This window comes from Pseudomonas sp. PARCl1 (assembly GCF_947311875.1).
Classification (GTDB): domain Bacteria; phylum Pseudomonadota; class Gammaproteobacteria; order Pseudomonadales; family Pseudomonadaceae; genus Aquipseudomonas; species Aquipseudomonas juntendi.
In genome coordinates, this window is sequence record NZ_CAMZMX010000023.1 from 43,868 (window position 1) to 62,700 (window position 18,833).

Consider the following 18,833-nt stretch of genomic DNA (forward strand, 5'->3'; position numbering starts at 1 on the left):
GGTTATCATGCGTACACTCAATCGCCTGTTACTGCTCGGCCTGTTGGCAACCACGCCGGTCGTCACCCTGGCGGCGGAAGACGCCCCCTCGGCCGATCCCGAGGTGACCATTCGCACGGAAGGCGACAAGACCATCCAGGAATACCGGCAGAACGGCTTCCTGTATGCGATCAAGATCACACCGAAAAACGGCAAGCCTTATTTCCTGGTACGCGCCGATGGCACCGATGCCAACTTCATTCGATCCGACCAGCCGGACATGCTGATTCCGTCCTGGAAGATCTTCGAGTGGTAATCTGACGCGCACCGTTCACATCAACCCGGCACTTCCCGGCGGAAGTGCCCGTATGGGCAATTTTTCATCATGTCAGTCTTCACCCCCGTGACCCGGCCTGAGCTGGAAACCTTTCTGGCACCGTACGCGCTGGGCCGCCTGCTCGACTTCCAGGGCATAGCCGCCGGCACCGAGAACAGCAATTTCTTCGTCAGCCTCGAACAGGGGGAGTTCGTGCTGACGTTGATCGAACGCGGGCCCAGCGAGGACATGCCGTTCTTCATCGAGCTGCTCGACACCCTGCACGCAGCCGACATGCCGGTGCCCTATGCCGTTCGTGACCGCGACGGCAACGGCCTGCGCGAGCTGTGCGGCAAGCCGGCGCTGCTGCAGCCAAGGCTCTCAGGCAAGCACATCAAGGCGCCCAACGCGCAGCACTGCGCCCAGGTGGGTGAGCTGCTGGCGCATATACACCTGGCCACCCGCGGCCGCATCATCGAGCGCCGCACCGACCGTGGCCTGGACTGGATGCTGGCTTCAGGCGCCGAGCTGCTGCCACGCCTGACTGCCGAGCAAGCCGCGCTGCTGCAACCGGCCCTGAACGAAATCAACGCGCACAAGGCGCAGATCCTGGCGCTGCCGCGGGCCAACCTGCATGCCGACCTGTTCCGCGACAACGTGATGTTCGAAGGCACCCACCTGACTGGCGTGATCGACTTCTACAACGCCTGCTCCGGGCCGATGCTGTATGACATCGCCATCACCGTGAACGATTGGTGCCTGGATGAGCAGGGCGCAATCGACATGCCGCGTGCCCAGGCGCTGCTGGCGGCCTATGCCGCACTGCGGCCGTTCACCGCTGCCGAGGCCGAGCTGTGGCCTGAGATGTTGCGGGTAGGCTGCGTGCGCTTCTGGCTGTCGCGGCTGATTGCGGCAGAATCGTTTGCCGGGATGGATGTGATGATCCATGACCCGAGCGAGTTCGAAGTGCGTTTGGCACAGCGCCAGCAGGTGGCTTTGCACCTGCCATTTGCCCTCTAGCCCTGTTCAGCCTCTTCGCGGGCACCTGTGGGAGCGGGCGTGCCCGCGAAGAGGCCGGACCAGGCTTACAACTGCTCCAGGCACCCAGCCAAGTCGCCACCCAGCTTCTCCAGCAAGCGCTCATAGCCCTTGCCATCCACCGGGTCAGTACCACCCAGTGCATCCAGCTCGGCCAGACGCACCGGCAGCCCAGCAGTCAGGGTCTCGGCCAGGCGCGGGCGCAGTGGCGGCTCGCTGAACACGCAGGTCTTGCCCACTTCCTGCAGGCGCTTGCGCATGGCGGCCACATGCTGAGCCCCCGGCTGCACCTCGGACGCCACGCTGAACACGCCAGTGTGCTTCAGGCCATATTCCGCCTCGAAGTAGTCGAACGCCTCGTGGAACACGAAGTACGGCTTGCCAGCGATACCCGCCACCCGCGCTTTGATTCGCTCATCCAGCGCATCCATACGGTCTGAAAAGACCTTCAGGTTGTGCTGGTAGCGCGCCGCGTTGGCGGGATCGGCCTGGGCCAGGTCCGCAGCCATTTTCCCCGCGATTACCCGCGCGTTGACCGACGATAGCCACAGGTGCGCATCCAGGCTACCTGGGCGGTGGTCATGGTCATGCTCATCGTGGTCCGCTTCCTCATGGGAATGGCTGTCTTCGCCAAAGTGGCGCAGCTTCATGCCTGGCAGCGACTGCAGGGCCACGGTTGCCTTGCTGCGACTGCCCAATACGCGTGGCAGGAAGCTCTCCATGTCCGGGCCGATCCAGTACAGCAGGTCGGCATCGCCCACCCGCCGTACGTCGGATGGGCGCAGGGCATAGTGGTGCGGCGAAGCACCTGGCGGCAGCAATACCTCAGGGCTGCCAACACCCTCCTGCACGGCAGCGGCAATCTGCTGCAGCGGCTTGATGCTGGTCAGCACACGGACATCGGCCTGGGCCGAACAGGCGATGAATGCGACAAAAAGGACTAGAAATCGGGACACGGTGAATACTCGAGTCGTGAGAAACGGGTAACATAATAACGTCTCCATACAGAATCGTCGCTGCCCATGTCCTTCACGCCGCTGGCCAACCGTCCCCATGATCACTCCCATTGCGTGCATAGCGCACTGGCTGAAGCTGATGCCTTGTGCACCCGCCAGGGCCTGCGCCTGACCGCGCTGCGCCGCCGGGTGCTGGAGCTGGTATGGCAAAGCCACAAGCCGCTGGGTGCCTACGATATCCTTGCCGTGCTCAGCGAGCAGGACGGCCGCCGCGCTGCACCGCCCACGGTGTACCGCGCACTGGACTTCCTGCTGGAAAACGGCCTGGTGCACCGCATTGCCTCGCTCAACGCGTTCATCGGCTGCAGCCACCCCGAGCACGTGCACCAGGGCCAGTTCCTGATCTGCCGTGCATGCCACGTCGCCATCGAGCTGGAGCAACACAGCATCAGCGAGGCCATCATCGACAGCGCCAAGGGCGTGGGCTTCACGGTCGAGACCCAAACCGTGGAAGTGGTCGGCCTGTGCGGCAATTGCCGGAGCGCGGCATGAGCGATGCCCTGATCCGCCTGGAACAGGTGGGCGTCAGCTATGGCGGCGAGGCGGTGCTCGACAGCATCGACCTGTCGGTGGCGCCGCGCCAGATCGTCACCCTGATAGGCCCCAATGGCGCGGGCAAGACCACCTTGGTGCGCGCCGTGCTCGGGCTGCTCAAGCCGCACCGCGGCACAGTATGGCGCAAGCCCAGGCTGCGTATCGGCTACATGCCGCAAAAAATCCAGGTCGATGCCACCCTGCCGCTTTCCGTGCTACGTTTCCTGCGCCTGGTGCCGGGGGTAGACCGGGCAGCAGCCGTATCGGCCCTGCAGGAAGTGGGCGCCGAACAGGTTATCGACAGCCCGATCCAGACCATCTCCGGTGGCGAGATGCAGCGTGTCCTGCTGGCGCGTGCCTTGTTGCGTGCGCCGCAGTTGCTGGTACTCGACGAGCCGGTGCAAGGGGTGGATGTGGTCGGCCAGACCGAGCTGTACAACCTCATCACCCGGCTGCGCGACCGCCATGGTTGCGGCGTGTTGATGGTGTCGCACGACCTGCACCTGGTCATGAGCGCCACCGACCAGGTGGTGTGCCTGAACCGCCATGTCTGCTGCTCGGGTCACCCGGAACAGGTCAGCAACGACCCAGCCTTTGTCGAACTGTTCGGGCAGAACGCACCTAGCCTGGCTGTTTATCATCACCATCACGACCACAGCCACGACCTGCATGGCTCGGTGGTCGCCCCCGGCCCCCACGTTCACGGAGAGCACTGCAAGCATGGCTGATTTTCTTCTTTACGCCTTGCTTGCAGGCCTGTCCCTGGCCGTTGTCGCGGGCCCGCTCGGCTCTTTCGTGGTATGGCGGCGCATGGCGTATTTCGGCGACACCCTGTCCCATGCCGCATTGCTGGGCGTGGCCATGGGTTTCGCCCTGGATGTAAGCCCGGCCCTGGCCGTCACCGTTGGCTGCCTGTTGCTGGCGGTGCTGCTGGTGACCTTGCAGCAACGCCAGCCGCTGGCCTCCGACACCCTGCTGGGCATCCTCGCCCCCAGCACATTGTCACTGGGCCTGGTGGTGCTCAGCTTCATGCACGATGTGCGTATCGACCTGATGGCCTACCTGTTCGGCGACCTGCTGGCCATCAGCACTACCGACCTGGCCTGGATCCTCGGCGGCAGTGCGCTGGTGCTGCTGTTGCTGGGCGTGCTCTGGCGGCCGCTGTTGGCGGTTACCGTGCATGAGGAACTGGCCATGGTCGAAGGCCTCCCCGTAGCCGGCCTGCGCCTGGCGCTGATGCTGCTGATTGCGGTGGTGATCGCCGTGGCCATGAAGATCGTCGGCGTGCTGCTGATCACCTCGCTGTTGATCATCCCCGCTGCTGCGGCGCAGCGCCACGCCCGCTCGCCCGAGCAGATGGCGCTGGGTGCCAGCCTGCTGGGCATCACCGCGGTCTGCGGTGGCCTGGCCATGTCCTGGTTCAAGGACACCCCCGCCGGGCCGTCGATCGTGGTCTGTGCAGCGGTGCTATTCTTGCTGAGCCTGGCCCTGCCAAAGCGCTGATTACAAGGCGTGCTCAGGCACGCCTTGCAACCTTTTCCCGGGTAAAGGGTCTGTAAGACCTGTTTTCGAGCGTGCGCACCTGGGTGTAGACTTGCTCGCTTTTTGCGCAAATAGAGAATCGCAGGAATGAAGCCGTTCGCCTCCCGTTATCTGCTTGTTGCCGCGTTTTCCCTGTTCCTGGCTGCCTGTTCCAGTGCGCCGGTGGAACAGGCCACCGCACCTGCCCAAGCCGATGCCTGGCAGCAGTTGCAACAAAACATCGCCAGCAACGAGCTGGCCACCGCCGAAGACCAACTGGCTGCCCTGCAGGCCCAGGCGCCCGACGACGCACGCCTGGAGCAATACCAGCGCCAACTGGCCGAAGCCTACCTGCAGCGTAGCCAGATCGTGCTGCAAAAAGGTGACGTGAATGCCGCTGCAACGGCCTTGGCTCGTGCCCGAGCGCTGATGCCGCAAGCGCCTGCGGTGACCGGGGGCGACGCCGTGAGCCAGGCGCGCAAGGCCGAGCTGGCCAAAGCCGAAGCGGCGCTGAAGGCCGCCGAGGCCAAGCCCAAGGCGCTGATCATCGACCCCACCGCACCCAGCACCGTGGTGGCCCTGAAAACCACCGACAGCCGCGCCATGCGCCGCCAACTGGATGACATTGCGGCAGACGTGGTGAGCTATGACTGTGAAGTGGTGTTCCAGGTGCCGCGCACCCACGACGCGCCCTGGCTGAAAACCTTGCTGGAGAAGCGCGTGCGCAAGATCGACAGCGGGTTTGAGCTGAAGCAGAAGCATGAAATTCAGCGCTCGCTGCCGGCGCAGGTGGTTCTGGTGCCGCATCAGCGCTGAAAACGCTGGGGTGCTGGGGCTGCTTTGCAGCCCTTCGCGGGCACGCCCGCTTCCACAGGGGATCGCGCATTTCTTGAATTCAGCGCCAAACGTGTGGGAGCGGGCGTGCCCGCGAAGGGCCGCAAAGCGGCCCCAAATTACTTAATGGGCTGGTATCAGGCCGGCACAGCCTCAGCAGCAGCCTCCCGCTCCCAAACCCGATGCCCCTCTACCGCCTTGATGAAGGCATCCATCACTTTCTGGTCATCCCCCACCAGCAGGCCCTTGTCCTCCTTGAGCCCCAGGCCGCTGACCAGGTCTTTGGTCAGCACCATCGCCTTGAGGTGCTTATAGCCTTCCAGCAGGAAGTGCTTGGCCAGGCCGCTGGCCGCCAGCGCATCGGTTGAGGCCTTGCCCGCCGGCACCACAACCCCGTCGAACATGACCGACGGCATTCCTTCCATCGAGGCATCCACCGGTAGCTGTTTGCCGTCGGCCGCCTTCACCGGCGCCGACGTCGGCCCCAGCAGCATGGGCCGTGCACTGTGGGCCTCCAGCGCTTTCACCAGTTTGTCGACACTGGCCGCGTCCACGCCGTCGGCCACCAGCACTGCAATCTTGCGGCCTTTGATGCCTACCGAACCAGGGTGGTTCATTTGGCTCAACGCCTTGGACTGCGCCAACTTGCTGCCTTTCACCTGGACCGTACCCTGCTTGGGTGCGGGCAGCCCCAGGTTCGCCGCGACAGCCGCCGCCAGTTTCAGGTCGATATTGGCAAGAATCTCATTCACTTCCCGCTGGCGAATGCTTTCACGCTCCACCTTGCCCAGCTCGAAGCTGTAGGCCTTGATGATGTGCTGTTGCTCGGTAGGGCTCATGCTCTGGAAGAACAGCCGCGCCTGGGAGAAGTGGTCGCCAAACGAATCGCTGCGCTGGCGGATCTTGTGCGCATCGATGCGCTCCTGGTAGCTCTCGAAGCCGCCATCCTGCGCGGCAGGTGGGGTTTCCTTCGGCCAGCCGCCATCGATGGAGTTGGGCTCATACGAAGCACGGCCCTTGTCGATGGTCATGCGGTGCATGGCGTCGCGCTGGCCACTGTGATTGGGCGCCACCGGCCGGTTGATCGGGATTTCATGGAAATTCGGCCCACCCAGGCGGCTGATCTGCGTATCGGTGTACGAGAACAGCCGGCCCTGCAGCAGCGGATCGTTGGTGAAGTCGATACCGGGCACGATATGCCCCGGGCAGAACGCCACCTGCTCGGTTTCGGCGAAGAAGTTGTCCGGGTTGCGGTTGAGCACCATCTTGCCCAGCAGCGTCACGGGCACCAACTCTTCAGGGATGAGCTTGGTAGGGTCGAGCAGGTCGAAGTCGAACTTGTGCTCGTCTGCCTCGGGCACGATCTGCACGCCCAATTCCCACTCTGGGTAGTCACCGGTCTCGATGGCTTCCCACAGGTCGCGGCGGTGGTAGTCGGTGTCTTTGCCGGCCAGTTTCTGCGCTTCGTCCCACAGCACCGAATGCACGCCCTGGCGCGGCTTCCAGTGGAACTTGACGAAGCTGGCCACGCCTTCGGCGTTGATCAGGCGGAAGGTGTGTACACCAAAGCCTTCCATCATGCGCAGGCTACGGGGAATGGCGCGGTCGGACATCGCCCAGATCACCATGTGCGCCGATTCGGGCACCAGCGAAACGAAATCCCAGAACGTGTCATGGGCCGAGCCACCGGTCGGCATTTCGTTGTGCGGCTCAGGCTTCACGGCATGCACGAAATCCGGGAACTTGATCGCGTCCTGGATGAAGAAAACCGGCATGTTGTTGCCAACCAGGTCGAAATTGCCTTCATCGGTGTAGAACTTCACGGCAAAGCCGCGCACATCACGCACCGTGTCACCCGAGCCGCGTGGCCCCTGTACAGTGGAAAAGCGCACGAACACCGGGGTGATCTTTTCCGGGTCTTGCAGGAAACCCGCCTTGGTCAGTTCGGCATGGCAGCCATAGCTCTGAAAATACCCGTGCGCCCCGGTACCGCGGGCGTGCACGATACGCTCCGGGATACGCTCATGGTCGAAATGGGTGATCTTCTCGCGCATGATGAAGTCTTCAAGCAGCGAAGGCCCGCGCGCACCCGCCTTCAGGCTGTTCTGGTTATCGGCGATCTTCACCCCTTGGTTGGTGCGCAACGCCTGGCCTGTAGCATCGCTACGGAACGGCTCCAGGCTCTGCAGCTTGGCATTGGTGTTGGCCCGGTCGGGGGTCTGGGTGCCGGCGGCCTCACTGTGCTTGGGCGCGTCCGTTTTCTTGCTGGGCATGGGTCGGCTCTCCTCGTCAGTCTTCAGGCATGCCCGTTCGGGCTTGTTCTGGTAGTGACTGGAGGGGAGCGGCGAGCGTTCAATCAGGTTTACCGATTGTCGCCATATACCCGAAGGATTGGTGCCTGACGAAATAAATGCTAAGAACAGCCAGGGGAAAAGGCTAAAATGCGCCACCCCAGCTAACCGCTGACCCAAATTCCATGCGCCCCACAAGGTTCGCTACGTGATCGAGTTCCAACAGGTACACAAGACCTACCGCGTTGCCGGTAGGGAAATCCCCGCATTGAATCCGACCAGCCTGACCATCGAAGATGGCCAGGTGTTCGGCCTTATCGGCCACTCCGGCGCCGGCAAGAGCACCATGCTGCGTTTGATCAACCGCCTTGAAGAGCCTTCCGGCGGCAAGATCATCGTCGATGGCGAAGACGTTACCGCGTTCAACGCCAGCCAGCTGCGCGGCTTCCGCCAGCAGGTCGGGATGATTTTCCAGCACTTCAACCTGCTGGCTTCCAAAACCGTCGCCGACAACGTGGCACTGCCACTGACCCTGGCCGGCGAGCTGTCGCGCAGCGAAATCGACAAGCGCGTCACCGAACTGCTGGCCCGCGTCGGGCTCTCGGACCACGCCAGAAAATACCCGGCGCAGTTGTCGGGTGGCCAGAAGCAGCGCGTCGGTATCGCCCGCGCCCTGTCCACCAACCCCAAGATCCTGCTGTGCGACGAGGCCACCAGCGCCCTCGACCCGCAAACCACGGCTTCGGTCCTGCAATTGCTCGCCGAAATCAACCGTGAGCTGAAACTGACCATCGTGCTGATCACCCACGAAATGGACGTGATCCGCCGGGTCTGCGACCGCGTGGCGGTGATGGACGCAGGGCAGATCGTCGAGCAGGGCTCGGTGGCCGAAGTATTCCTGCACCCTCAGCACGCCACTACCAAGCGCTTCGTCCAGGAAGACGAGCAGGTCGACGAAGGCGAGCAACGCGACGATTTCGCCCACGTCCCGGGCCGCATCGTGCGCCTGACCTTCCAGGGCGATGCCACCTACGCACCGCTGCTGGGCACCGTGGCCCGTGAAACCGGTGTGGACTACAGCATCCTTGCCGGGCGTATCGACCGCATCAAGGATATCCCCTATGGCCAGCTCACCCTCGCCCTGATCGGCGGTGACATGGAAGCGGCGTTCGCCCACTTCAAGGCAGCTGACGTACATATGGAGGTACTGCGTTGATGGACGCCCTGAATTTCTTTGCCAACGTCGACTGGGCCGAAATCTGGCTGGCCACCGTCGATACCATGATCATGCTGTTCGGCTCGCTGTTCTTCACCGTGCTGCTCGGCTTGCCCTTGGGCGTGCTGCTGTTCCTCTGCGGCCCGAAGCAGATGTTCGAACAGAAGGGCGTGTATGCGCTGCTGTCGCTGGTGGTGAACATTCTGCGCTCGCTGCCGTTCATCATCCTGCTGATCGTGATGATCCCGATCACGGTGCTGATCACCGGCACCTCGCTGGGTGTCGCCGGCGCCATTCCGCCGTTGGTGGTGGGTGCTACGCCGTTCTTCGCACGGCTGGTGGAAACTGCCCTGCGGGAAGTGGACCGAGGCATCATCGAGGCGACCCAGTCGATGGGCGCCACCACCCGCCAGATCATCACCAGCGCGCTGCTGCCTGAGGCCCGTCCGGGTATCTTCGCGGCCATCACCGTCACCGCCATCACCCTGGTTTCGTACACCGCCATGGCCGGTGTGGTCGGTGCCGGCGGCCTCGGCGACCTGGCGATCCGCTTCGGTTACCAGCGTTTCCAGACCGACGTGATGGTGGTCACCGTGGTACTGCTGCTGGTACTGGTGCAAGTGCTGCAAAGCGTGGGCGACAAACTGGTTGTACATTTTTCCCGTAAGTAACCCCAATGGGGTCGGCCTGGCCGACCCGTTCGGGGGCCGTCGCGGCCCTCACAAGGAGTGATCAATGAAGAAGCTGCTTGCTGTTGTCGCCGCTGTCGCGGCCTTCTCGGCCAATGCTGCCGAAACCCTGACCGTCGCCGCTACCCCGGTGCCACACGCCGAAATCCTCAACTTCGTCAAACCGGCGCTGGCCAAAGAGGGCGTGGAACTGAAGGTCAAGGAGTTCACCGACTACATTCAGCCGAACGTGCAGGTGGCGGAAAAGCGCCTGGACGCCAACTTCTTCCAGCACCAGCCGTACCTGGATGAATTCAACAAGGCCAAGGGCACCGACCTGGTAAGCGTGGTAGGCGTGCACATCGAGCCACTGGGCGTGTACTCGACCAAGATCAAGAAACTGGACGAACTGCCTTCCGGGGCTACCGTGGTCATCCCGAATGATGCCACCAACGGCGGCCGCGCCCTGTTGCTGCTGGACAAGGCCGGCGTGATCAAGCTCAAGGACAACAAGAACATCCTGTCGACCGTGAAGGACGTTGCCGAGAACCCGAAGAACATCAAGTTCCGTGAACTGGAAGCCGCCACCATCCCGCGTGTGCTGACCCAGGTGGACGCGGCGCTGATCAACACCAACTACGCGCTGGAAGCCAAGCTGAACCCCGAGAAAGATGCCCTGGCCATCGAAGGCAGCGATTCGCCCTATGTGAACATCCTGGTTGCCCGCCCGGACAACAAGGACTCGGACGCGATGAAAAAGCTGGCAACGGCGCTGCACTCGCCTGAGGTGAAGCAGTTCATTACCGAGAAGTACAAAGGCGCTGTGGTTCCGGCGTTTTAAGCCTCGCAATCGCACTGGATGCTTCGCGGGCGTGCCCGCGAAGCTTTCAATACCCCATCAATCCCGTTTGACCAACCCAGGCAACTGCGCCACCAGCTTCTGGTTGTTGAACGGCGCGCGAATGAACCCACGCTGACGCCCGTCCGGCCCGACCACCGCCAGGTTGCCGCTGTGGTCCACGGTGTAGCCCGGCTTGCTGGTATCTGCCGGAATGAATGGAATGCTCAGGGCATTGGCCAGCTTCTGGGTATCTTCGATCGACCCCGCCACCCCAATGAAGTCCTTGTCGAAATAAGCCAGGTACTGCTTCAGCTGGTTCGGCGTGTCGCGGTTCGGGTCGACGCTCACCAACACCACCTGCAACCGGTCGACAGCATCCTTGGGCAGCTCGCTCTTCACCTGGCGCAATTGGGCCAGGGTGGTCGGGCAGATGTCCGGGCAGTAGGTGTAGCCAAAGAACAGCAGCGACCACTTGCCTTTCAGTTCATCCAGCTGCACCGGCTGGCCATCCTGGTTGGTCATGGTTACATCTGCCACGGCGCGGCTTTGCGGCAACAGGATGATACCGGCATCGATCAGCTCGACAGGGTTGGGCTGGTCGCGACCCTTGAGCACTTTGTTGACGGTAAGGCCCATGATCAGCGCGACCAGGGCAACGAGGACAAAGACGGTTTTCTGGGTTCGGGTCATAGGTTCAGCAACAGGTAGTGGTCGAGAAGCAACGCGATGAACAGCGCGAACAGGTACACGATAGAGTACTTGAAGGTGCCGATCGCTGCGTGCGGCCGGCTGCCACGGTACAACACCCAGGCCCATCGCAGGAAGCGCAGGCCCAGGGCCAGGGCACAGGCCAGGTACAGCGGGCCGCTCATGTGGATGGCGTAGGGCAACAGGCTCACCGCCAGCAATATCAGGGTGTACAGCAGGATGTGCAGCTTGGTGTAGCGCTCACCGTGGGTCACCGGCAGCATCGGAATGTCGGCCTTGGCGTATTCCTCCTTGCGGTGGATGGCCAGGGCCCAGAAGTGCGGTGGGGTCCAGGCGAAGATGATCAGCACCAGCAGCAACGGCTCGGCACTGACCTGGCCGCTGACCGCGACCCAGCCCAGAAGGGGTGGGGCAGCGCCGGCCAGGCCGCCAATCACGATATTCTGCGGCGTGGCACGCTTTAGAAAACCGGTGTAGAGCACCGCATAGCCAAGCAGCGAGGCCAGGGTCAGCCAGGCAGTGAGGGCATTGGTGAAAATCAGCAACAGGGCCATGCCCAGCAGCGCCAGCGCCAGGGCAAACAGCAACGCCGGCAAGGGCTCGACACGGCCTTGGGCCAGCGGCCGCTTGCGGGTACGCGCCATCAGCGCATCGATGCGCCGGTCGACCACATGGTTGACCACTGCCGCGCCACCCGCGCACAGGCCGATACCCAGGTTGCCGAACACCAACACACTCCAGTCCACCCCCGCACGGGTGGCAAGGAACATGCCCGCCAACGAGGTGATCAACATCAGCACGACCACCTTGGGCTTGGTCAACTCCAGGTAATCGCGCCAACTGGCCCGTCGGGTGCTCAGAAGCGTCGCCACGACTCGTTCCTCATGTGATGGGAAATGCCAACGCCGGTCACTGGCCGCAAGCGCCAGCCTTGGCCGACACCCACGCGTACCTTGTCGACCACCCGAATGCGGTAGTTCACCAGCACCATGCACAGCAACAGCAAAGCCCCACCGGCGTTGTGCGCAACCGCTATGGCCAGCGGCAGGTGCAGCAGCACATTGCTGATGCCCAGGCCCACCTGCACGGCCAGCGCCAGCAACACCAGGCGCGCCAGGCCGCCAAGGCCACAGCGCTGCAGTTTCCAGCTGAGCATCAGCAGCACGCAGGTGACCACCAGCGCGCCCAGCCGGTGGCTGACATGGATGGCCGTACGCGCATCACTGTCCAGCTGCCCCCCCAGGTAGTTGGGGCCAACGTGCTGGGTCAGGTGGAAACCATTGCTGAAGTCCGCCGCCGGCCACCACTGACCATGGCAGGTGGGCAGGTCGATGCAGGCAACCGCTGCGTAGTTGGCACTGACCCAGCCACCCAGGGCGATCTGCCCGATCACCACCAGCAAGGCCAGCGCAGCGACCCGCCGCAGGCTGAGCGGCAATTTGGGCAACGGCGCAAAGGCCCGCGAAAGCCGCAGGGTTAACAGGAACAGCAGGCTCAACGTGGTAAAGCCGCCCAGCAAGTGGGCCGTGACGACCTGCGGCCAAAGCTTCAGGGTGACCGTCCACATGCCGAACGCCGCCTGGGCCAGCACCACACCCAGCAACAGCACAGGCAGGCGATAGGGTTGCCCGTCGCTGTGGTGCCGGCGCACTGCCTGCAAGGCGAGCAAGGCGATGACCACGGCCAGGCTGCCCGCGAAGTAACGATGAACCATTTCGGCCCAACCCTTGGCCGCCTCTACCGGGTGTTCGGGAAAGTGCAGTTCGGCATGGGCCAGCTGCGCTTCGCTTTTGGGCACGCTGATGAAACCGTAGCAACCGGGCCAGTCGGGGCAACCGAGGCCGGCGTGGGTCAGGCGGGTATAGGCACCGAGCAGGACGACCAGCAGTGCCAGCAGGGTGGCGCACACAGCAAGGCGGAATCCGGGTCTGGCCATGGCAGGCTCCTAGCCGATATTGGACAGCTTGAGCAGATGGCGCAGGTCATCCAGCACATGCTTGCCGTTGACCTTGGCGCCGTAGCGCAGCACCAGGTTGCCGTGCGGATCGACGATCCACAGCTGCGGGGCAACCTCGCCGACCTGCTTGAGGTAGCGCGGCGCATCCAGCGGGTAGCGTTGCAATTGCGGGTATTCGCGCCCGAGCAGGGCCTGGTAGTCGGCGCTCAGCGGCTGGGCGGCGGCCAGCGCGTGGCTGGCCCGGCTGGCATCACGGCCCAGGCCGACCTGGATCTGCCGGGCCAGGTACACCAGCCGCTGGCATTCCTCGGCACAGGCCTGCGGCGCGCTGACCAGCAACTGCCAGCGCCCGTCCTCGCCGGCCACGCCCAGGTCGGCACGGCTCTCACCGTTGCCGATCATGGCGCCGTGGTAACTGCGGCCCTCCGGTACCCAGAAGTTGAGTTTGTACATGCTGGTGGCCAGGACCATCGGGCCCAGCACCACCAGAAGAATCAGCAACAGCTGCAAACGCCCGCGGGCTTTGGGTTTGCTACGTTCAGGCACGTCCAGTGGAGTGACGGTGGCCATGGCTTTTCTCCTTGTTTTGGCGCCAGCCGAAATAGAGGTAGAGCAGCACCAGGGCGATCGCCAGGGCAAACCACTGCACGGCGTAACCCATGTGTTTTTCCGGCCCCATGGCCACGATGGGCCAGCCCAGGCGGTAGCTTGCCGGGCCAGGTTCCAGGCGCAGTTCGTGGGCGAACCCCTCACGCCCGAGCTGCGCCCACAGTTGTGCCGCGTCGATGGCGGTCAACAGGTGCGGCCACTGGCCGCCGACTGGGTCCGGGTGCAGCTGGAACGTGTTGCCGGGTACCACATACACCGAGGCGTCGAGGGCCAAGGCCTGGGCGGGGGTATCGAAGTGCACCGGTACGCGGCGGTCCGGCCAGGGAAGCCAGCCGCGATTGACCAGCAGCCACAGGCCGCTGGCCTGGTCGTGGAAGGGTTGCAGCAATTCGACACCGGCCTGACCGTCGCGCATGCGGTTGTCCAGCAGCACGCTGTGCTCGGCGTCGAAGCGGCCATACAGGTGCACGCGGCGCAAGGCGTTGTCTTCGTTGCCATTCAGCTGGCTGGTCGCCAGCGGCGCTTCGATACGTCGCTCGGCGTAGCTGGCCAGCAATGCGCGCTTTTCCTCGGCCCGGCCGAGTTGCCAGCAGCCAAGCACGATCAGCCCCGGTAGCAGTGCAAGTACCACCAAGGTGGGTACCCAGCCTGGGCGAAACGGCCTCACGGGCGCCTCGCTATACTTATCCACATCACCGCATCCCCCGGGAGTAGCGCCATGCTCAAGGCCGCGATTGTCCTGATGCTGTTGGCCACGATCGCCAGTCTGTTCAGTGGCTTGGTGTTTCTGGTCAAAGATGATGAAAACTCGACCCGCCTGCTGAAAGCGCTGACGGTGCGGGTGACCCTGGCGGCGCTGACCATAGGGCTGGTCGCCTGGGGCTTCATCAGTGGTCAGCTCGTATCTCACGCCCCTTTCTGACGTTTTCACCTCGCCCTGTGGGAGCGGGCATGCCCGCGAATGCGATGTTGAATGCACCGGCGCATTCGCGGGCGCGCCCGCTCCCACAGGGTTCGCTAGTCACAGTACATACACAAAGATGAAAAGCCCCACCCACACCACATCCACGAAGTGCCAGTACCAGCTGGCCGCTTCGAAGCCGAAGTGTTTCTGCGGGTTGAAGTGGCCACGCAGGATGCGCACGAACATCACAATGAGGATGATCGTGCCCAAGGTCACGTGCGCGCCGTGGAAACCCGTGAGCATGAAGAACGTAGCGCCATAGATGCCCGAGCCCAGCGTCAGCCCCAGCTTGGTATAGGCCTCGTGGTACTCGAAGGCCTGCAGCGCGATGAAGCTGATGCCCAACACGATGGTCAGCGCCATCCAGCCTTTCAGCGCCCCGCGGTGGTCGCGGCGCAACGCATGGTGGGCCAGGGTGATGGTCACGCTGGAGCTGACCAGCAACAGGGTATTGATCAGCGGCAGGTGCCACGGGTCGATCACTTCCTTGGGCGGCGGGAACAGCTTCGGATCCGGCGTGTGCAACAGCGGCCAGGTGAACTCGAAGCCGGGCCAGAGCATATGGGCAACACCCTTGGCCCCTTCGCCACCCAGCCACGGCCCCGCCAGCACGCGCACGTAGAACAGCGCGCCGAAGAAGGCCAGGAAAAACATCACTTCCGAGAAGATGAACCAGCTCATGCCCCAGCGGAAAGAGCGGTCCAGCTGCGCGCTGTAGAGCCCTGCACGGCTTTCCTTGACCACCGCCCCGAACCAGCCGAACAACATGTAGGCCAGAAACAGAGCACCCACGAAGAAAATCAACGGCCCGTGCGACTCCGGGTGCCCGGCCTTCATGTCGTTGAACCAGGTACCCAGGCCGAACACGCTGATGAACATGCCGAGGGTAGCGATGATCGGCCACTTGCTCTGCGCCGGAACATAGTAATGCTCATGACTTGCCATTGCTGTTCTCCTTCCCTTAACGGGCGCCCTGGACGGCCTGGGCCGCAACTTGAGCGACCGGCGGGTGGCGAGCGGTGATGTCGAACAAGGTGTAGGCCAGCGTCAGGTGCTTCACGCTGGCCGGCAGGTCGCGGTCGACGATGAAGCGCACCGGCATTTCGATGCGTTGGCCGGGTTGCAGCACCTGCTGCGTAAAGCAGAAGCACTCGGTTTTGTGGAAGTACGCCGCGGCTTCGGCGGGGGTGATGCTGGGTATCGCCTGGGCACTCATCGGCCGGTCGGTCGGGTTATGGGCAATGAAGATCATCTGGTTGACCGCACCGGGGTGGACCTCCAGCTGATCGGCGCTGGAGTAGAAGTCCCAGACCATGTCGCTGGCGTTGGTCGACATGAACTGCACCCGCACCGACCGCGAGGGGTCACTGACCTGGCTGCCCTCGTACTGCCCGCCGGTCTTGCCATTGATGCCGAAGGCCTTGCACATCACGTCGTAGATCGGCACCAGGGCAAAGCCGAAGGCGAACATCACCACCGTCAGCATCAGCAGGCGCGTTACCAGGCGCTTCAGCGAAAGGCCTGTCATGGCGGCGCTCCTACTTCACTTCCGGCGGTGTCTGGAAGGTGTGGTAGGGCGCAGGCGAGGGGATGGACCACTCCAGGCCTTCGGCGCCGTCCCAGGGTTTGGCCGGCGCAGGGGTGCCGCCACGGATGCACTTGATGACGATGAACAGGAAGAAGACCTGCGTGGCACCGAACATGAACGCGCCGATCGAAGACACCATGTTGAAATCGGCGAACTGCAGGTTGTAGTCGGGTATGCGCCGCGGCATACCGGCCAGCCCCACGAAATGCATGGGGAAGAAGGCCAGGTTCATGCCGATGAACGACAGCCAGAAATGCAGCCTGCCGAGGGTTTCGTCATACATGTGGCCGGTCCACTTCGGCAGCCAGTAGTAGGCCGAGGCGAAGATGCCAAAGATCGCCCCAGGCACCAGCACATAGTGGAAGTGCGCCACCACGAAGTAGGTGTCGTGGTACTGGAAGTCGGCCGGTGCAATCGCCAGCATCAGCCCACTGAAGCCGCCGATGGTAAACAGGATGACGAAGGCTATGGCGAACAGCATCGGGGTTTCGAAGGTCAACGAGCCTTCCCACATGGTGCTGACCCAGTTGAACACTTTCACGCCGGTGGGCACCGCAATCAGCATGGTGGCGTACATGAAGAACAGCTCGCCGACCACCGGAATACCGACCACGAACATGTGGTGCGCCCACACGATGAACGACAGGAAGGCGATGGCCCCGGTGGCGTACACCATCGAGGTGTAGCCAAACAGGGGCTTGCGCGAGAATGCCGGGATGATCGAGCTGACCGCGCCAAAGGCGGGCAGGATCATGATGTACACCTCGGGGTGGCCGAAGAACCAGAACACATGCTGGAACAGCACCGGGTCACCACCGCCAGCCGCACTGAAGAAACTGGTGCCGAAGTGGATGTCCATCAACATCATGGTCACCACCCCTGCCAGCACCGGCATCACTGCAATCAGCAGGAACGCAGTGATCAACCAGGTCCAGACGAACAGTGGCATTTTCATCAAGGTCATGCCGGGGGCACGCAGGTTCAGGATGGTCGCGATCACGTTGATCGCCCCCATGATCGAGCTGACACCCATCAGGTGGATGGCGAAGATGAAGAAGGTGACGCTGGCCGGGGCATAGGTCGTCGACAGCGGGGCGTAGAAGGTCCAGCCGAAATTCGGCCCGCCACCGGGGCTGAACAAGGTTGAAACCAGCAGCAGGAACGCCGCCGGCAACAACCAGAAGCTGAAGTTGTTCATGCGCGGCAGGGCCATGTCCGGCGCGCCGATCATCAGCGGGATCATCCAGTTGGCCAAGCCGACGAAGGCCGGCATTACGGCGCCGAAGACCATGATCAGCCCGTGCATGGTGGTCATCTGGTTGAAAAACGCCGGTTCTACGATCTGCAGCCCCGGCTGGAACAGCTCGGCGCGGATCACCATGGCGAACGAGCCACCCAACAGGAACATGAGGAAGGCGAACCACAGGTACAGGGTGCCGATATCCTTGTGGTTGGTGGTCAGCACCCAGCGCATCAGGCCCTTGGCCGGGCCGTGCGCATGGTCATGGCCGTGGGCGTGGTCGTCGATCACTGCACTCATGTCCTGTCTCCTGCAATCCACTGATTGCCGCGAGTAACCCGGTTCACTTGGCTTCTGCCTGCTTCAGCGCCAGCACGTCCTTCGGCGTGACCATGTCGCCCTTGTTGTTGCCCCAGGCATTGCGTTCGTAGGTCACCAAGGCAGCGATATCGACCTCCGACAGTTGCTTGCCGAAGGCGGCCATGGCGGTACCGGGTTTGCCGTGGAAAACGATGCTCAAGTGACCTTCCTTCGGCCCGGTAGCGATCTTCGAGCCTTTCAGCGCCGGGAACATCGGTGGCAGGCCCTGGCCTTCGGCCTGGTGACAGGCCACGCAGGTGGTGTGGTAGACCTTGTCGCCGCGCGCCACCAACTCGTCCAGGGTCCATTCCTTGCTGGTCAGCTCCTTGAGCTTGGCCGCCTCTGCCTTGCGCTCGCCAAGCCAGGTGTCGTAGTCGGCCTGGGACTTGACCTCGACTACAACGGGCATGAAACCGTGGTCCTTGCCGCACAACTCGGTACACTGGCCGCGGTAGATGCCTGGCTTCTCGATGCGCGTCCAGGCTTCGTTGACGAAGCCGGGAATGGCGTCGCGCTTGACCGCGAAGGCGGGCACCCACCACGAGTGAATCACATCGGCCGCCGTCACCAGGAAGCGCACCTTGGCACCTACCGGCAACACCAGCGGTTGGTCGACCTCCAGCAGGTAGTGCTCGTCTTTGGGCGCCTGGTTGTGAATCTGCTCGGCGGGGGTGGCCAGGTTGCTGAAGAACTCCACGTCCTGGCCCAGGTACTTGTAATGCCACTTCCACTGGTAGCCGGTGACCTGGATGTCGATATCCGACTCGCTGGCGTCATAGATGTCGATCAGGGTCTTGGTGGCCGGTATGGCCATGGCCACAAGGATCAGGAACGGGACCACGGTCCAAAGGATTTCCACCCAGGTATGCTCGTGGAAATGCGCGGCCTGCTGGCCGGTGGAGCGGCGGTGGATGACCATGGACCAGAACATCGCGCCGAACACCACGATGCCGATGACCACGCAGATCCAGAAGATGGTCATGTGCAGATCGAAGACGGCGTTGGAGACTTCCGTCGCCCCCGGGTGCATGTTCACGGTCCAGGCAGCGTTGGCCTGACCCAGAACCGACCACAACAGCAGGCCCATCCAGACAGGTGGATGTCGCATCATTGCGGGTTCCCCTTCTCGTTCTTGTTTTCCCGGAGGCGTGGC

21 protein-coding genes are annotated in these 18,833 nt (G+C 63.1%); 10 read left to right on the forward strand and 11 right to left on the reverse strand.

The window, feature by feature from the left end:
- Nucleotides 1-7: 7 nt before the first annotated feature.
- Nucleotides 8-295, forward strand: a complete 288-nt coding sequence (locus tag QME24_RS14170) for a DUF2782 domain-containing protein (protein ID WP_009683589.1) — start codon at nt 8-10, stop codon at nt 293-295.
- Between the two features lie 69 nt (nt 296-364).
- A complete protein-coding gene (locus tag QME24_RS14175; RefSeq protein ID WP_009683590.1) occupies nt 365-1,315 on the forward strand; it encodes a homoserine kinase in 951 nt (316 codons plus the stop codon).
- A 65-nt stretch (nt 1,316-1,380) separates the two neighbouring features.
- Here QME24_RS14175 and QME24_RS14180 read toward each other — a convergent pair whose 3' ends face one another.
- Nucleotides 1,381-2,337, reverse strand: a complete 957-nt coding sequence (locus QME24_RS14180) for a zinc ABC transporter substrate-binding protein (protein WP_280091336.1) — start codon at nt 2,335-2,337, stop codon at nt 1,381-1,383.
- Nucleotides 2,338-2,355: 18 nt separating this feature from the next.
- Here QME24_RS14180 and zur point away from each other — a divergent pair, with 18 nt between their 5' ends.
- The 4 genes from zur to QME24_RS14200 all read left to right on the forward strand — a co-directional run bounded on the left by zur (nt 2,356) and on the right by QME24_RS14200 (nt 5,220).
- Complete coding sequence (gene zur / locus QME24_RS14185; protein ID WP_054904499.1) at nt 2,356-2,841, forward strand: zinc uptake transcriptional repressor Zur; 486 nt, start codon at nt 2,356-2,358, stop codon at nt 2,839-2,841.
- Nucleotides 2,838-3,611: a zinc ABC transporter ATP-binding protein ZnuC gene (gene znuC / locus QME24_RS14190; RefSeq protein WP_009683593.1), complete on the forward strand. Its 774-nt coding sequence runs from the start codon at nt 2,838-2,840 to the stop codon at nt 3,609-3,611. Before zur ends, znuC begins: the two co-directional genes overlap by 4 nt.
- Nucleotides 3,604-4,386, forward strand: a complete 783-nt coding sequence (gene znuB / locus QME24_RS14195) for a zinc ABC transporter permease subunit ZnuB (protein WP_009683594.1) — start codon at nt 3,604-3,606, stop codon at nt 4,384-4,386. Before znuC ends, znuB begins: the two co-directional genes overlap by 8 nt.
- Before the next feature lie 126 nt (nt 4,387-4,512).
- Nucleotides 4,513-5,220 carry a PA5502 family lipoprotein gene (locus tag QME24_RS14200; protein ID WP_054904498.1) on the forward strand — a complete coding sequence of 236 codons (708 nt, stop codon included), beginning with the start codon at nt 4,513-4,515 and terminating at the stop codon, nt 5,218-5,220.
- Between the two features lie 155 nt (nt 5,221-5,375).
- Here QME24_RS14200 and katE read toward each other — a convergent pair whose 3' ends face one another.
- Nucleotides 5,376-7,688 carry a catalase HPII gene (katE, locus tag QME24_RS14205; protein ID WP_280091337.1) on the reverse strand — a complete coding sequence of 771 codons (2,313 nt, stop codon included), beginning with the start codon at nt 7,686-7,688 and terminating at the stop codon, nt 5,376-5,378.
- 49 nt (nt 7,689-7,737) lie between these two features.
- Between katE and QME24_RS14210 the strand changes: the two genes are divergently transcribed.
- The 3 genes from QME24_RS14210 to QME24_RS14220 all read left to right on the forward strand — a co-directional run bounded on the left by QME24_RS14210 (nt 7,738) and on the right by QME24_RS14220 (nt 10,254).
- Nucleotides 7,738-8,745, forward strand: coding sequence for a methionine ABC transporter ATP-binding protein (locus QME24_RS14210; RefSeq protein WP_144187326.1), 1,008 nt, complete (start codon nt 7,738-7,740; stop codon nt 8,743-8,745).
- Nucleotides 8,745-9,416 (forward strand): methionine ABC transporter permease, encoded by a 672-nt coding sequence (locus tag QME24_RS14215; RefSeq protein ID WP_009683598.1) that lies wholly within the window; start codon nt 8,745-8,747, stop codon nt 9,414-9,416. Before QME24_RS14210 ends, QME24_RS14215 begins: the two co-directional genes overlap by 1 nt.
- A 64-nt stretch (nt 9,417-9,480) precedes the next feature.
- Nucleotides 9,481-10,254, forward strand: coding sequence for a MetQ/NlpA family ABC transporter substrate-binding protein (locus QME24_RS14220; protein ID WP_009683599.1), 774 nt, complete (start codon nt 9,481-9,483; stop codon nt 10,252-10,254).
- 57 nt (nt 10,255-10,311) lie between these two features.
- Here the strand turns inward: QME24_RS14220 and QME24_RS14225 are convergent, their stop codons facing one another.
- Genes QME24_RS14225 through QME24_RS14245 form a run of 5 tightly spaced genes read right to left on the reverse strand, consistent with a single transcriptional unit; the run spans nt 10,312 to nt 14,195 of the window.
- Complete coding sequence (locus tag QME24_RS14225; protein WP_192441361.1) at nt 10,312-10,944, reverse strand: SCO family protein; 633 nt, start codon at nt 10,942-10,944, stop codon at nt 10,312-10,314.
- The gene (gene cyoE, locus QME24_RS14230) at nt 10,941-11,834 is read right to left on the reverse strand and encodes a heme o synthase (RefSeq protein ID WP_192441359.1); all 894 of its coding nucleotides are present in this window, start codon (nt 11,832-11,834) and stop codon (nt 10,941-10,943) included. Before cyoE ends, QME24_RS14225 begins: the two co-directional genes overlap by 4 nt.
- Entirely contained in the window at nt 11,819-12,898 is a 1,080-nt protein-coding gene (locus tag QME24_RS14235; RefSeq protein ID WP_009683602.1) for a COX15/CtaA family protein, read from the reverse strand. Before QME24_RS14235 ends, cyoE begins: the two co-directional genes overlap by 16 nt.
- Before the next feature lie 9 nt (nt 12,899-12,907).
- Nucleotides 12,908-13,489 (reverse strand): hypothetical protein, encoded by a 582-nt coding sequence (locus QME24_RS14240; RefSeq protein ID WP_182367614.1) that lies wholly within the window; start codon nt 13,487-13,489, stop codon nt 12,908-12,910.
- Nucleotides 13,458-14,195, reverse strand: coding sequence for an SURF1 family protein (locus tag QME24_RS14245; RefSeq protein WP_192441357.1), 738 nt, complete (start codon nt 14,193-14,195; stop codon nt 13,458-13,460). The genes QME24_RS14240 and QME24_RS14245 overlap by 32 nt, the downstream gene beginning before the upstream one ends.
- A 51-nt stretch (nt 14,196-14,246) precedes the next feature.
- Between QME24_RS14245 and QME24_RS14250 the strand changes: the two genes are divergently transcribed.
- Entirely contained in the window at nt 14,247-14,450 is a 204-nt protein-coding gene (locus QME24_RS14250; RefSeq protein WP_003258925.1) for a twin transmembrane helix small protein, read from the forward strand.
- A 99-nt stretch (nt 14,451-14,549) separates the two neighbouring features.
- Here the strand turns inward: QME24_RS14250 and QME24_RS14255 are convergent, their stop codons facing one another.
- Genes QME24_RS14255 through coxB form a run of 4 tightly spaced genes read right to left on the reverse strand, consistent with a single transcriptional unit; the run spans nt 14,550 to nt 18,791 of the window.
- Nucleotides 14,550-15,437, reverse strand: coding sequence for a cytochrome c oxidase subunit 3 (locus tag QME24_RS14255; RefSeq protein ID WP_029886292.1), 888 nt, complete (start codon nt 15,435-15,437; stop codon nt 14,550-14,552).
- 16 nt (nt 15,438-15,453) lie between these two features.
- Nucleotides 15,454-16,020, reverse strand: a complete 567-nt coding sequence (locus QME24_RS14260) for a cytochrome c oxidase assembly protein (RefSeq protein ID WP_029886291.1) — start codon at nt 16,018-16,020, stop codon at nt 15,454-15,456.
- 10 nt (nt 16,021-16,030) lie between these two features.
- Nucleotides 16,031-17,620, reverse strand: coding sequence for a cytochrome c oxidase subunit I (gene ctaD / locus QME24_RS14265; protein WP_054904493.1), 1,590 nt, complete (start codon nt 17,618-17,620; stop codon nt 16,031-16,033).
- A gap of 43 nt (nt 17,621-17,663) precedes the next feature.
- A complete protein-coding gene (coxB, locus tag QME24_RS14270; protein WP_280091339.1) occupies nt 17,664-18,791 on the reverse strand; it encodes a cytochrome c oxidase subunit II in 1,128 nt (375 codons plus the stop codon).
- Nucleotides 18,792-18,833: the final 42 nt, after the last annotated feature.

Bases quoted from the DNA above. Each gene is read 5' to 3' on its own strand.
- coxB (WP_280091339.1), bottom strand. From the start codon at position 18,791: ATGATGCGACATCCACCTGTCTGGATGGGCCTGCTGTTGTGGTCGGTT.
- znuC (WP_009683593.1), top strand. From the start codon at position 2,838: ATGAGCGATGCCCTGATCCGCCTGGAACAGGTGGGCGTCAGCTATGGC.
- QME24_RS14235 (WP_009683602.1), bottom strand. From the start codon at position 12,898: ATGGCCAGACCCGGATTCCGCCTTGCTGTGTGCGCCACCCTGCTGGCA.
- zur (WP_054904499.1), top strand. From the start codon at position 2,356: ATGTCCTTCACGCCGCTGGCCAACCGTCCCCATGATCACTCCCATTGC.
- QME24_RS14215 (WP_009683598.1), top strand. From the start codon at position 8,745: ATGGACGCCCTGAATTTCTTTGCCAACGTCGACTGGGCCGAAATCTGG.
- QME24_RS14220 (WP_009683599.1), top strand. From the start codon at position 9,481: ATGAAGAAGCTGCTTGCTGTTGTCGCCGCTGTCGCGGCCTTCTCGGCC.
- QME24_RS14200 (WP_054904498.1), top strand. From the start codon at position 4,513: ATGAAGCCGTTCGCCTCCCGTTATCTGCTTGTTGCCGCGTTTTCCCTG.
- QME24_RS14250 (WP_003258925.1), top strand. From the start codon at position 14,247: ATGCTCAAGGCCGCGATTGTCCTGATGCTGTTGGCCACGATCGCCAGT.
- znuB (WP_009683594.1), top strand. From the start codon at position 3,604: ATGGCTGATTTTCTTCTTTACGCCTTGCTTGCAGGCCTGTCCCTGGCC.
- QME24_RS14225 (WP_192441361.1), bottom strand. From the start codon at position 10,944: ATGACCCGAACCCAGAAAACCGTCTTTGTCCTCGTTGCCCTGGTCGCG.
- QME24_RS14170 (WP_009683589.1), top strand. From the start codon at position 8: ATGCGTACACTCAATCGCCTGTTACTGCTCGGCCTGTTGGCAACCACG.
- QME24_RS14175 (WP_009683590.1), top strand. From the start codon at position 365: ATGTCAGTCTTCACCCCCGTGACCCGGCCTGAGCTGGAAACCTTTCTG.
- QME24_RS14180 (WP_280091336.1), bottom strand. From the start codon at position 2,337: ATGGAGACGTTATTATGTTACCCGTTTCTCACGACTCGAGTATTCACC.
- QME24_RS14255 (WP_029886292.1), bottom strand. From the start codon at position 15,437: ATGGCAAGTCATGAGCATTACTATGTTCCGGCGCAGAGCAAGTGGCCG.
- ctaD (WP_054904493.1), bottom strand. From the start codon at position 17,620: ATGAGTGCAGTGATCGACGACCACGCCCACGGCCATGACCATGCGCAC.
- QME24_RS14240 (WP_182367614.1), bottom strand. From the start codon at position 13,489: ATGGCCACCGTCACTCCACTGGACGTGCCTGAACGTAGCAAACCCAAA.
- QME24_RS14260 (WP_029886291.1), bottom strand. From the start codon at position 16,020: ATGACAGGCCTTTCGCTGAAGCGCCTGGTAACGCGCCTGCTGATGCTG.